Raw genomic sequence first — 11,545 nt, forward strand, 5'->3', positions numbered from 1 at the left:
TGTTAATCACTCTCCCCAATCGTTTGAATGATCGTCATCGTGACGCCGACGACGACGAAGTAGACACCTAGGTCAAATAACATGGCCGTATGCAAAGACGTTTTTCCGAACAATGGTAAATCAAAGTACCCATGGGCGTGGGTGAAGAACGGTACATTAAACAGTAAGGCACCGGACGCCGTCAAAACAGCGATCAACATCCCGACGGCTGTCACCATCTTGTAGTCGAACGGCAGGATTTGCCGAAGCGTCTTGATGTCGAAGGCAAGCAAAATCAACACGAGAGCAGACGCAGTGACTAGTCCACCGATGAATCCGCCACCTGGCGTATAATGTCCAGCGAAGAACAAGTAGACGGCAAACAAGAAAATAATGAAGGTGATGAACGTCGTCGCCGACTCTAGAATGACGTCATTCGTATTCTTTTTCATTGTTTTTTTCATTTGTCGATGCCTCCTGTCTTTCTGAAGTGAATCATCGCGTAGATGCCAAGACCAGCAATGGCAAGCACGCTGATTTCGAACAGTGTATCAAAACCACGGAAATCAACGAGGATGACGTTGACCATATTACCACCAGCCGCCAATTCATACACGTTATCAATATAGTACTTAGCAATTGAGGCAAACGAGCGTTGGCTGAGTGATGACAAGGCAACGAGTGTCACGCTGAGACCGACCAATACTGAAATCGCAGCATTTCCAAGTTTAAATTTAATTCGTTCTTCTTTACGACTGATTTCCGGCATGTGGTAGAACACTAGCAGGAACAGTGCGACAGAAACTGTCTCGATGACGAGTTGCGTCAAAGCGAGATCGGGCGCACGGAACAAGACGAAGAACAAAGCGACCGAATAACCGGCGACTCCGAGCAAAATGATTGATGTCAAACGCGACCGAGCGAACGTGATCGAAAGCGCACTGCTGACGAGGACGAGCACTAAGATGATTTCGTAAGCGGAAATCGAGCTTAAGGGATCGACGTCGAAGGCGAAGGCATCGAAGAAAAACAGGCTCGATAACACAAGGAGGACAATGAATCCGAAAATATAAACGAGATAAGACCGCATGTATCCGGTCATGACCGCATCGTGAATCGCCGTCGAAACTTTTTCACCGCGGCGTAACAAGCCATCATATTGATGGTTCAGCGAGAAACTTTTCGGCATCCGGTTATAGAGTGACTGCCATTTCGGGAAAGTCTTGAACAAGATGAACCCGACCGTAATGATGATGACGGTGAAGAGAAGTTCAAGATTCAATCCGTGCCAAAGCTTAATGTGGACATCAATTTCACCACCAGCAGCTAGGACCTGCGGTAAGATCGCTTCGGCCGCCGGACGGATGATCGTTTCCGACAACATATTCGGGAAAAGACCGATCAAGATGACGAGTGAAGCCAAAATGATAGGTGAGATCAACATCCCGATTGGTGCTTCGTGTGGTTTTTTTGGTAACTGATCGTGCTGTTTTGGTCCAAGGAACGTCCGGTAGACGATCAGTAAACTATAAACAAACGTAAAGATACTTCCGACGACGGCGAAAAGTGGGAATAAGAAGCCGAACGTTTCCAAGTGGAATAAGCCGGATTCAGATACTTCGTTGACTCCAGTCAAGAACATCTCTTTACTTAGGAAACCGTTGAATGGTGGGACACCTGCCATCGACAATGTTCCAATCATCGCAATTGTAAACGTGACCGGCATCAATTGTGATAGACCACCGAGCTTACGTAAATCGCGTGTTCCGGTTTCGTGGTCAACGATTCCTGCCATCATGAACAAGCTTCCTTTAAAGGTTGCGTGATTAATCAAGTGGAAGACGGCCGCGACGGTCGCGATCGTATATAAACTGTCAGGCAATGCCTCGACCTGCAAGGCGGCGGCTCCTAAACCGAGGAGCGACATGATGAGACCGAGTTGAGAAATCGTCGAGTACGCTAATATTGCTTTTAAATCGACTTGTTTGACAGCGTTGAGAGATCCCCAGAATAGCGTGAACATTCCGACGCCAGAGACAAGATAGAACCAAAGTGGCGTCTCGGCAAAGATCGGACTCATCCGAGCGACGAGATAAAGACCGGCTTTGACCATCGTTGCCGAGTGGAGGTAAGCACTGACCGGTGTCGGCGCTTCCATCGCATCCGGTAACCAAATATGAAACGGGAATTGAGCCGATTTCGTAAAGGCTGCCAATAAAAAGAGGACGAGTGCAACAAGAAACATCGGATCATTACTGTACGTACCGAGTGTACTGAATGACTCGCGGATACTAAAGGAGCCGGATAGTAACGAAAGAATCGAGATTCCACCGAGCATTGAAAGTCCACCAAAGACGGTGATCAACATTGATTTTTGAGCACCATAGCGGGAACGTTCCCGTTCATACCAATACCCGATCAACAGGAATGAAGAAATCGAAGTCATCTCCCAAAACATGTACATGACGATCATGTTGTCGGAGAGGACGATTCCGAGCATCGCCGTCATGAAAAGAAGCAAGTAGACATAAAAATTATGCAGCGCCTCTTTTTTTGCATCAAGATAATAGACGGAATAGAGAACGACGAGCGTCCCGATTCCTGTGATCAACAGGGCGAACAATAGTCCGAGACCATCGATGTAAGCGACGAAGTTGATTCCGAGTGACGGGATCCACTGCATCGATTGCGTGACAGTCTCCCCAGCCATCGTCTGACTGATGTATTGACTAAAGTAAAGAACGAGCGAAAGAGGGACGAGCAAGACGAACCATCCCGTATGCACGGAGCGAAACTGTTTGTACAAGAATGGGATGAAGATACTAGCAAGTAATGGCAACAAGATGGCCAAATGAAGCAATGACACAAGATTCCCTCCTTTGAAATGAACCGAGTAAATGAAAGAAGGACTTCGTACGCAAGCGTTTGTTCTGCTTGGGACTTGTCCTCTCAGCCATATTCATTCGATTTTATGATTGAGCACCTGTTAAAAGTATAGCGTACATTTGCCGTCTCTGCATGACTAGAACCCTCATGAAGCAAAGGAGACCAGTGTTTTTAGATTGAAATATTAAATATGTAGAAACACGGGTGAAAAGGATTGAAAAAAATTTTTAGCCTTGGTTAGAAAGTGATTAATCTGCAATCATTGAGGGAACATTATTCAAGTAAGATCATCTACTATGGAAAGCAGGGGGAACAAAATCATGAATACTACATTAAAGCGCAGTCTGTTTGTAGGTAGCTTAGCCGCAGTGTCTGTTTTCGGAATCAAGCAATATAAACGTTCATGCGCGAAACAAAATCAAAGCATCAGTGATTCAGCTGAGCTCGATCGTCGTCCGAGTGTCGATCAAGGTCAAGATGAATCGGAAGTTGGCTTAACACAACTCGATTCTATCCAAAAAGCAGAGTGGCAAGCGAATGGTTTCCCGCAAACACATGCGGAACGTGAGCGTCTAGAAAACGAAGAAGTGTAAAAAAACAGCGCGTCCTGTAATGGGAGGCGCTGTTGACATGTATTAGAAAACCACTTAAGCACTCGTACTTTCGAGGGCTTGAATTCGTTCGCTATGGGCAGTATAGGATGAAAGATGTTCGAACTGATGTAACGTCAGTGTCGTCATCCGGCGTTGACCGGTGCTTGATTCGAGGAGTAAATACGCCTCGTTTTGATCTTCACCACCACCGTCGAAACGGATGTGAGCAGTAATTAGGCGACCATCGTTCGTCTGCATATAAATATCGTAACCACCAAAGTCGACCCGATTAAAGCGAGTAGCCTCGTTGACGATGTGTTTAAAAGTTTCAATGACTGCATATGACATGATTATTCCTCCTTCTTCTCTTACAAAACAAACGGGCTATTCCAAAGATTAACCGTTCCGATTAATAATTTTCCCATTAAATTGAAGAACTAAACATAAAAAAAGAATCTTTTTTTTGCTTGTCATGAAACGCGTTTCATAATGTATTTTGTAAATAAGGTAGCGCGTAATTGGAAGGATAGTTAAACCAAGCGTCAGCTAAAAAAGGAAAAAGCAGCCAAAAGGCTGCTTTTTTATCGTTTAAAGTTCAACGTTATGATAGACCTGTTGCACATCTTCTAAATCTTCGAGTGCATCGACCATTTTTTCGAATTGCTGAACATCTTCTTCAGATAAAGCGACTTCGTTTTGAGCGAGCATAACGAGCTCGGCAACTGAAAATTCCGTCACACCGGCATTTTTTAATGTTTCCTGGACCGTGTGGAACTGATCGGGTTCCGCGTAGATGATAACGGCTTCCTCTTCTTCTAGGATGTCACGGACGTCGATATCCGCTTCCATCATCAATTCAAGAACATCATCCGCCGATTTTCCTTCAAAAGCAAAAATGGCAGTCGCGTCAAACATATAGGCAACGGAACCACTGACACCCATGTTGCCTCCATTTTTCCCAAAGGCAGCCCGCACGTCTGAGGCCGTCCGGTTGACGTTGTTCGTTAATGTCTCGACGATGACCATCGAGCCGCTTGGTCCGAATCCTTCATAACGGAGAACATCGAAGTTCTCTTCCGCGCCGCCTTTTGCTTTTTCAATCGCCCGATCGACGATTGCCCGTGGCACGTTATACGTCTTCGCACGCTCGAGAACAACTTTAAGTGCTTGGTTTGATTCAGGATCCGGTTCACCTTGTTTCGCAGCGACATAAATTTCACGACCGAATTTCGCATAAATCCGGCTGGTGTTTTTGTCTTTCGATGCCTTTTTTTCTTTAATGTTATTCCATTTACGACCCATCAGAATCCACTCTCTCTTTCACATGACTTCGATTTTAGTTGGAAACCAGACGGCTTCCTCTGCGTTATCAGTATACATCAAAAACAGGGAAATACTGAATCAAAATGGTGAGGGAATAGCTAACTTTTTGCGGAAAACGTTTATAAGAGGTACGAAGTCGGGAACAGGAATTAAATCTATAGCTATTCTGAAGGGGTGACGGATCATTAATAAGCAGGCAGTTTTTCACCGGGCGATGTCGCCATATGTCTACAAGTACGATCAAGAAACAGTCCATATCAGGTTGACGACAGCAAAAGGGGATGTCGACCGTATCCGACTGATTCATGGCGATCCATACGAATGGGATGCAGAACGAGAAGAAGATCGGGACTGGAACTTTGATCCGGATAAAGAAAAGTTTTGGAAAACGCAACAAACACCGATGATTCGGACAGGTGCTGACGCGACGCACGACTATTGGTTCGTCGCCATAAAACCGAGTCGAAGACGCGTCCGTTATGGATTCGAGTTGTCGACTGCTGAGGAAACGGCAATCTACACGGAACGGGGATGGTACGACGAGATTCCGCTTGACCATCCCGGTTATTATTTTGCCGTTCCGTACATCAATGCAGTCGACGTATTCGATGCACCGGCATGGGTCAAAGAGACGGTCTGGTATCAAATTTTCCCTGATCGGTTTGCGAATGGAGACGTTACGAACGACCGACAAGGAACGGTCCCGTGGGCGTCGGAAGCACCGGCTTACGAGAATCACTTTGGTGGCGATTTTCAAGGTGTGATTGACAACATCGGTTATTTGAAAAACTTGGGGATCAACGGGATTTATTTCTGTCCGGTTTTCGCTGCACCCTCCAATCATAAGTACGACACGCTTGACTACTTGAAACTCGATCCTGCATTCGGGACGGAAGAGAGGTTTCGTGAGATGGTCGAATTGTTACATGCGAACGGGATTCGCGTATTACTCGACGCCGTCTTTAATCATGTCAGTGTCGACCACCCGACGTTCCAAGATGTCATCAAGCGGGGGGCTGATTCAGAATATGCCGATTGGTTCATGATTGATTCGTTTCCGATCGAGATGGACCCGCCGAACTATGAAGTATTTGCTTTTGAAGCCAACATGCCGAAGTTGAACACGGCGAATGCAGATGTCAAAGCCTATCTGTTGAAAGTCGGACGATACTGGGTCGAAGAGTTTGGAATTGACGGCTGGCGGCTCGATGTCGCGAGTGAAGTCGATCATGCCTTTTGGCGTGACTTCAGAAAAGAAGTACGTATGGCAAATCCGGAAGCCTATATCGTTGGAGAATGCTGGACGGATTCGCAAGAGTGGTTGTTTGGAGATCAATTTGATGCCGTCATGAACTACGGACTGACGGAAGCGTTCTTGACCTTCTTTGCGACGCGAGAAACGACAGCCTCTGAATTTAGTGATGCCGTCGTCCGGAACTTGAACGGAAACGCGATGAACGTCAACGAGGTGATGTTTAACTTAGTTGGCTCTCACGACACACCACGTGCATTGACACGAGCGGGTGGCGATAAGGAACGGATGCGACTGCTGTTATTATCGCTCTTAACCTTCACGGGAAGTCCTGTCATCTATTATGGTGATGAAATCGGTATGACCGGTGGGCAGGATCCGGCAAACCGGAAATGTATGGAGTGGGATCAAGAAAAACAAGACACAGAACTGCTTAGCTACGTAACGGAATTGATTGCGTTACGAAAAGCCCATCCGGCGCTCGCGAATGAAGCATCGTATGTCTTTGAGCAAATCGATGACGAAAAAAATCAGTTCGTTATCCGGCGCTCCTCACCACATGGGGACTATCTCATCCTCATCAACAATGGGGAGAAAGAAGCGCGGTTCGAATTTTCAGGACGTGCAGTCAACTTACTGGACGGAACAGAGTGGGCTGGTGAAATCAACGTAGGGCCAATCCATGGGACGATCTTACAAATAAAGAATGGATAAGAAAAAGGATTGGCGCAATTTTTGCGCCAATCCTTTTATATTGTCAGCTGAAAAAGCGATGAATCAGTAAACCGCTACGCAGTTTTGGTTCGAACCACGTCGATTTTGGCGGCATGACTTGATTTGCATCCGCGACTTGCATCAAATCCGTCAAGTCGGTCGGATGTAAGTGAAAGGCAACTGCCATCGTCCCGTGATCAACGAGTTGTTCTAGTCCAGCATACCCACGGATGCCACCGACGAATTGAATCCGTGCATCGGTCCGAGGATCTTCAATCCCTAAAAAGGGTGTCAAAAGTTCATGCTGAAGGATAGAGACGTCAAGATTGTCTTTGACAGTCGTCTGTTGCGCCGTGTAATCGAGCGTATACCATTGTTGCTTAAGATACATCTCAAACCGGTGTTTTTGCGTCGTCTCAGCACGACCAACCGTCACGGTGAAGCGTTGACTGATCCGTTCGAGTAATTCGTCGACCGATTGTCCGTAAAGATCTTCGACAGCGCGATGATACCCCATGATCTTTAATTGATCACTTGAGAAGGAGACAGCAAGGAACAGTTGTGCCTCTTCGTTGTCCGGATGTAATTTTGCAACTTTTGATGCCGCTTCTGCCCGGTGATGTCCGTCCGCGATGTACAGTGCGTCATGACGAGCAAACTGACTCCCAATCGTCAGCATGTCAGAGCGATTTGTAATTTTAAAGATTGTATGTTCAATCCCGTCCTCGGTGGTGAACTGATAGAGCGGGACATTCGTACTCTGTTCTGCAACGATTCGATTGAGTTCATCATCCGGTTGATGGGCGAGTAGGATGGGGCCGGTATGTGCCTCTAACGCATCGATTTGACGGACGCGATCTCGCTCCTTATCAGGACGCGTAAATTCGTGTTTACGGATGAAGCCGTCGTCGTAATCAGTTACGGACACGCAACCGACAAAACCTGTTTGGATATGTTCGCCATCACGGAGACGATAGAGGTAATAGCATTCGTCTTCGTCAAGCTTTAGGATTTGACTATCGCGTGCATCCTTGAAGTGGAGGGCAGCTTGTTGATAAACACGCATGTCGTGCTCATCGATTAGATCAGGTAGCGTCACTTCAGCTTTGTCGATCCGAAGGAAGGATAAAGGGCGACGGCGTACCTCGACCCGTCCTTCAGCCCGGTTGAAGACATCATAAGGTAGCGAAGAGAACGTTTCTGCATATTTACTTTGTGGTCGTAGTGCCTGGAAAGGTTCGAATGTTGGCATGAGATCACTCCTTTAAAGTAGTCGCGTTTTTAAGATGCCGGGAATCGCATCGAGCTGTGTCAAGGAAATCGTTTCGTCAAGATGGTTATCGATGTCGATGATCGTATAGGCAATCGGTCCTTTGCTACCGTTAATCATGTTCGCGATGTTAATACGCTCCGTCGCGAGGACAGAAGCAATCTGACCGACCATGTTCGGAATATTTTGATGGGCAATCGTCAAGCGACGTTTACCTGAATCGGCGAGTTCGACTGACGGGAAGTTGACGGAATGACGGATGTTGCCGGTCTCAAGAAACGTTTTTAGCTGATCGACGGCCATGATGGCGCAATTTTCCTCCGCTTCAGCTGTCGATGCCCCTATATGCGGCAACGGGATGACGCGCGGTAATGATAAAATGAAGGCATTCGGGAAATCGGTCACATAGTTCGCGAGGCGACCAGATTTCAGGACGGTTGCGAGTGCAGCTTCATCAATCAACTCACCACGCGAAAAATTAAGTAGCGTCGCACCTTGCTTGACTTTCGACAACAAGCGTTCATCGAGCAGGTGATGTGTTGCATCGACGAGTGGAAGGTGAAGCGTGACATAGTCACTCGTCGCAAGAAGTTCTTCAAGATTCGTCACCCGATGAATTTGATTTGAGACCCGCCATGCGGATTCAATCGACATATGCGGATCGTAACCGGAAACGGTCATCCCTAACTCATGCAGCGTATTAGCAAGATTTGCCCCGATTGCCCCGAGGCCAACGATGCCGATTCGTTTACCTAACAGCTCTGTCCCGACAAATTGCCGCTTGTTGGCTTCGATCCGTTCCGGGATGTCTGGTCCGCGTAAATTATTCGTCCAAAGGATACTCGGTATCAATTTTCGGGCTGTTAAAAAAAGACTGGCGATGACGAGTTCCTTAACGGCATTCGCATTCGCACCGGGCGTCGAAAAGACGGGGATCCCACGATTTGCGAGTTGGTCGAGCGGGATCGTATTGACACCGACGCCAGCACGGGCGACCGCCTTCAAGGAGGCGGCGAACTGCATCCCGTGTAAGTCCTTGCTTCGAACGAGGAAAGCATCTGGTGCCTCAACTTGGCGATGGACGTGGTAATCGTCCGTAAAGCGACTCAGTCCTTTTTCAGACAAATCATTCCACAACTGGATTTGGTACATTTAACGTTCCCCCTGTTCAAATTTACGTAAGACGGATAGTAAAGCTTCGACACCAGTGGTCGGCATCGCGTTATAAAGGCTAGCCCGCATACCGCCGACAGAACGATGTCCTTGTAGGTTCACTAAGCCGTGTCGTTCGGCGTATGCGATAAAGGCATCGTCTAAGGCTTGTTGTCCTGTCGAAAACGGGATGTTCATCAAACTTCGATCTGCGTGAGCGACTTGATTCGAAAACAGGTCGGAGTGGTCGAGCGCATCATAAAGCGAGGCGGCTTGAGCACGGTTGCGTGCCGTGATTGTCTGTAATCCGCCCTCTTGTTTTATCCATTCGAGAACGAGTTTCGTTAAATAAATACTATACGTAGGTGGTGTATTGTAGAGTGAATGGTGTTTCGCATGAACGTTATAACGTAAGTATGAACCGAGAGCAGAAGGTGTCTGCTCGACTAAACTTTTTTTGATGATGACAAGTGTCATACCGGCAGCACCGAGGTTTTTTTGGGCGCCTGCATAGATGACGTCGAACGCGCTGACATCAATCGGTTCTGATAAAATTGATGAAGAAAAATCAGCGACGAGCGGGACGTTGACACGTGGAGCTTCCTGAAAAGTCGTCCCTTCAAGCGTGTTGTTCCATGTCACGTGTAGATAATCGGCATCCGAAGTAAAAGGACCGGCCGGAATCGACCGATAGTGATCGTCTCGGGAAGAGGCGATGATGCGTGTCGATGCATAAGGAGCAGCATCGGCAATCGCCTTTTGCGACCAGCCGCCCGTATCGATGAAGTCGACACGATGAGTCGTCGCAAGGTTCAGTGGCAACATAGAGAATTGGAGCGTTGCGCCACCCTGTAAGAACAAGACATCATAGTCTGACGGCACTTCAAGCAGTTCGCGGACGAGCGACGTTGCATCGTCTAAGATTGCTTCGAATAGGGCGGAGCGATGACTGAGCTCGAGGACAGACTGATGGGACCCTCGATAATTCAATAATTCCGATTGTGCTTTACGTAAGACAGGTTCAGGTAAAACGGCTGGACCTGCGGAAAAGTTAAAAACAGTCATCCAATTCCTTCTTTCTCGTTAATTTTCAGAAAATACATGCAACTTCAGTGTAACGGAATGAAAACGGATTTTCAAATTGCTTTCAGATAGATTTCAAGTACGAAATTCGAATAAATAAAGAGGCTGACTCAAAAGTTGCTCCAAAACCAATTGCAGTGACGGACGGTTCCGGTTTTACGCGGCTTTTACAGAATAAAACGGAAGAGCTCGCACCGTCAGATACAAATAGGCCCGTTTCCCTGTCCATAGTGAGCAGGGAAACGGGCTTTTGTCTCACCCGAGAAAAAGTGAGAGAGCCATTCCTTGTTAAGGCCGTTGATCGTCATCGCAGTAAATGAGAGGAGTGGATCCATGTCATTTAATTTTGATCAAGCGACGTCGCTTGCGAAAAATGCCACTTCCAGCCTGTGTCCGTCAGTTGATAAAGAGAAACGATACGAAAACGTCCTACATAAGACGTCGTCCCATATTGAAACTGGTCTTCTGTCAATGTTTGTACCAAGGCAGTCGTCTCAAAAAGCTCGACAGTCATCGATTCATCTATAGAAGAAACCCATTTTATCAAATCAACGTCAACATAGTGGTCTAAATAAGTTTCTGCGTCGAATTGTCGTCCAAGTCCATCGATGAACGAGAAACTAGGAGTTAAAAGTTCGTTCATCGCTTCTCGGTTTCCAGCCATCAAATGGTCGTGTCTTGCTTGTAAGACATGTTGCAGTTGTTCTTGTGTTGAGAGTTGCATGGAAATTCTCCTTTCTATACGTATGAAGTTTATCATGAATGAAATTAAAAAAAGACCTTGCATCAGCAAGGTCTTAAAAAAATTAAAGTTTAGTAACGTTAGTTGCTTGCGGTCCGCGTTGGCCTTCTTCAACTTCGAAAGAAACCTCTTGACCTTCGTCAAGTGATTTGAAGCCATCAGTTTGGATAGCTGAGAAGTGAACGAAAACGTCGTCGCCGCTTTCACGTTCGATGAAGCCAAAACCTTTTTCTGCGTTAAACCATTTTACTGTACCTTGTTCCATGTGTGTTGCCTCCTGCGTGCGACTGAGTCACACTGATTATTACTACCGTGATCAATTTCATCGAGTTAAAGCGTAAACTTTGTATCTCCACCGAACAACAATAATTACTTAATAATATACCATGCTCACCGGAAGAAAGAAAGGGTAATTTCAAAAAAAATAAAAAAAGAGGATTTGCATCAGCAAATCCTCTAAGGAAATTAAAGTTTAGTAACGTTAGTTGCTTGCGGTCCGCGTTGGCCTTCTTCAACTTCGAAAGAAACCTCTTGACCTTCGTCAAGTGATT

At 46.6% G+C, this 11,545-nt stretch carries 12 protein-coding genes; 2 read left to right on the forward strand and 10 right to left on the reverse strand.

The genetic code is table 11. The annotated features are described in order from the left end of the window. Nucleotides 1–2 precede the first annotated feature (2 nt). Both KNP98_RS14730 and KNP98_RS14735 read right to left on the reverse strand, forming a co-directional pair. Entirely contained in the window at nucleotides 3–443 is a 441-nt protein-coding gene (locus KNP98_RS14730; RefSeq protein WP_214812153.1) for a Na(+)/H(+) antiporter subunit B, read from the reverse strand. Further along, nucleotides 440–2,845, reverse strand: a complete 2,406-nt coding sequence (locus KNP98_RS14735) for a Na+/H+ antiporter subunit A (protein WP_088837239.1) — start codon at nucleotides 2,843–2,845, stop codon at nucleotides 440–442. Before KNP98_RS14735 ends, KNP98_RS14730 begins: the two co-directional genes overlap by 4 nt. A gap of 340 nt (nucleotides 2,846–3,185) precedes the next feature. On the opposite strand from KNP98_RS14735, the gene KNP98_RS14740 reads away from it, so the two are divergent. Continuing rightward, nucleotides 3,186–3,458 (forward strand): hypothetical protein, encoded by a 273-nt coding sequence (locus KNP98_RS14740; RefSeq protein WP_088837238.1) that lies wholly within the window; start codon nucleotides 3,186–3,188, stop codon nucleotides 3,456–3,458. A gap of 54 nt (nucleotides 3,459–3,512) precedes the next feature. Here KNP98_RS14740 and KNP98_RS14745 read toward each other — a convergent pair whose 3' ends face one another. Together KNP98_RS14745 and KNP98_RS14750 are read right to left on the reverse strand one after the other, a co-directional pair. Then, nucleotides 3,513–3,806 carry a hypothetical protein gene (locus KNP98_RS14745; protein ID WP_088837237.1) on the reverse strand — a complete coding sequence of 98 codons (294 nt, stop codon included), beginning with the start codon at nucleotides 3,804–3,806 and terminating at the stop codon, nucleotides 3,513–3,515. A gap of 240 nt (nucleotides 3,807–4,046) precedes the next feature. Continuing rightward, a complete protein-coding gene (locus KNP98_RS14750) occupies nucleotides 4,047–4,760 on the reverse strand; it encodes a YebC/PmpR family DNA-binding transcriptional regulator (RefSeq protein ID WP_029330405.1) in 714 nt (237 codons plus the stop codon). 205 nt (nucleotides 4,761–4,965) lie between these two features. On the opposite strand from KNP98_RS14750, the gene KNP98_RS14755 reads away from it, so the two are divergent. Then, nucleotides 4,966–6,747: a glycoside hydrolase family 13 protein gene (locus KNP98_RS14755; protein WP_214765265.1), complete on the forward strand. Its 1,782-nt coding sequence runs from the start codon at nucleotides 4,966–4,968 to the stop codon at nucleotides 6,745–6,747. A 43-nt stretch (nucleotides 6,748–6,790) separates the two neighbouring features. On the opposite strand, the gene KNP98_RS14760 is transcribed toward KNP98_RS14755, so the two are convergent. The 6 genes from KNP98_RS14760 to KNP98_RS14785 all read right to left on the reverse strand — a co-directional run. Then, a complete protein-coding gene (locus KNP98_RS14760; protein WP_214812155.1) occupies nucleotides 6,791–7,999 on the reverse strand; it encodes a DUF1015 domain-containing protein in 1,209 nt (402 codons plus the stop codon). 12 nt (nucleotides 8,000–8,011) lie between these two features. Next, nucleotides 8,012–9,169, reverse strand: coding sequence for a phosphoglycerate dehydrogenase (locus KNP98_RS14765; RefSeq protein WP_214812157.1), 1,158 nt, complete (start codon nucleotides 9,167–9,169; stop codon nucleotides 8,012–8,014). Continuing rightward, nucleotides 9,170–10,234: a 3-phosphoserine/phosphohydroxythreonine transaminase gene (gene serC / locus KNP98_RS14770; RefSeq protein ID WP_214801782.1), complete on the reverse strand. Its 1,065-nt coding sequence runs from the start codon at nucleotides 10,232–10,234 to the stop codon at nucleotides 9,170–9,172. A 358-nt stretch (nucleotides 10,235–10,592) separates the two neighbouring features. After that, nucleotides 10,593–10,976 (reverse strand): nuclear transport factor 2 family protein, encoded by a 384-nt coding sequence (locus KNP98_RS14775; protein WP_088837232.1) that lies wholly within the window; start codon nucleotides 10,974–10,976, stop codon nucleotides 10,593–10,595. Between the two features lie 82 nt (nucleotides 10,977–11,058). Then, nucleotides 11,059–11,259: a cold-shock protein gene (locus KNP98_RS14780; protein WP_029330387.1), complete on the reverse strand. Its 201-nt coding sequence runs from the start codon at nucleotides 11,257–11,259 to the stop codon at nucleotides 11,059–11,061. A 200-nt stretch (nucleotides 11,260–11,459) separates the two neighbouring features. Next, nucleotides 11,460–11,545: cold-shock protein (locus KNP98_RS14785; RefSeq protein ID WP_214771847.1), on the reverse strand; the 86-nt coding region annotated here is incomplete at its 5' end.

This window comes from Exiguobacterium sp. s127 (assembly GCF_018618695.1).
In the GTDB taxonomy this organism is placed as follows: Bacteria; Bacillota; Bacilli; order Exiguobacteriales; family Exiguobacteriaceae; genus Exiguobacterium_A; species Exiguobacterium_A oxidotolerans.

Coding starts and splice junctions, on each gene's coding strand:
- KNP98_RS14750 (WP_029330405.1), bottom strand. CDS start 4,760: ATGGGTCGTAAATGGAATAACATTAAAGAAAAAAAGGCATCGAAAGAC.
- KNP98_RS14740 (WP_088837238.1), top strand. CDS start 3,186: ATGAATACTACATTAAAGCGCAGTCTGTTTGTAGGTAGCTTAGCCGCA.
- KNP98_RS14730 (WP_214812153.1), bottom strand. CDS start 443: ATGAAAAAAACAATGAAAAAGAATACGAATGACGTCATTCTAGAGTCG.
- serC (WP_214801782.1), bottom strand. CDS start 10,234: ATGACTGTTTTTAACTTTTCCGCAGGTCCAGCCGTTTTACCTGAACCT.
- KNP98_RS14765 (WP_214812157.1), bottom strand. CDS start 9,169: ATGTACCAAATCCAGTTGTGGAATGATTTGTCTGAAAAAGGACTGAGT.
- KNP98_RS14760 (WP_214812155.1), bottom strand. CDS start 7,999: ATGCCAACATTCGAACCTTTCCAGGCACTACGACCACAAAGTAAATAT.
- KNP98_RS14775 (WP_088837232.1), bottom strand. CDS start 10,976: ATGCAACTCTCAACACAAGAACAACTGCAACATGTCTTACAAGCAAGA.
- KNP98_RS14780 (WP_029330387.1), bottom strand. CDS start 11,259: ATGGAACAAGGTACAGTAAAATGGTTTAACGCAGAAAAAGGTTTTGGC.
- KNP98_RS14745 (WP_088837237.1), bottom strand. CDS start 3,806: ATGTCATATGCAGTCATTGAAACTTTTAAACACATCGTCAACGAGGCT.